Genomic DNA, 704 nt, shown 5'->3' on the forward strand with positions numbered 1-704 from the left:
CTTTCCTTTGAGCTGGAAAAACACATGCACCCGACACATCGCGATCACCAGACGGCGTGAGCCCCTCTCGGGGTTCGCGCCGTCGCCAGGAACGTCACTCCGGTCGGGCTACGCCCTCCCTTCGCGACGTTCCTGGCGACGCTTCCATCCAGATTGACGCTATTCCCAGGTTGATTGTCGCGCCGCACGCACTTCTCGACGACCGTTCACACCCCGTCCCGATCAAGGCGAATACTGCCCAGATGCGCACCTTCGAGGTCCGCGTCTTTGAAGTTCGTGCGTTTGAGGATCGCTCCTTCGAAGTTCGCGCGCTTGAGGTTCGCGCCACTTAGATCGCAGTCAGAGAAATCGATATCACTCAGGTCTAGACCGGACAGGTCCAGACCACGCAGATTGATATAGCTGAGGGGCGTCGTCGACAACGGCGCTTCGTTCCTCTGGTCTTCGATCAGATGCAGTACCCCGTCTCGATCAAAACGGGCAAATTACAGCTTTGCTCCTCGCAGATCCGTAAGATCGAGATCGCAGTTCGTAAAATCGATACCCCTCAGGTCTTGCCCGGACAGATTCAGATCAGTCAGATCGATTTCAGCACCTTTGCGTGTCGTCCTCTTCCGCTGTTCGATCAGCCACAGCACACCGTTTCGATCAAGGCGAGTTTGGCACAGAGACGCGTCTTTAGGGTTCGCTCCTTGCAGGATTGC

2 protein-coding genes are annotated in these 704 nt (G+C 56.7%); both read right to left on the reverse strand.

Features of this window, described 5'->3' with window-relative positions:
* Window positions 1–206: 206 nt before the first annotated feature.
* Window positions 207–422 carry a pentapeptide repeat-containing protein gene (locus tag PDO_RS26775; protein ID WP_007604498.1) on the reverse strand — a complete coding sequence of 72 codons (216 nt, stop codon included), beginning with the start codon at window positions 420–422 and terminating at the stop codon, window positions 207–209.
* A gap of 63 nt (window positions 423–485) precedes the next feature.
* Window positions 486–704: pentapeptide repeat-containing protein (locus PDO_RS27320; protein WP_141649932.1), on the reverse strand; the 219-nt coding region annotated here is incomplete at its 5' end.

The organism is Rhizobium sp. PDO1-076 (assembly GCF_000247475.1).
Lineage (GTDB): Bacteria > Pseudomonadota > Alphaproteobacteria > Rhizobiales > Rhizobiaceae > Allorhizobium.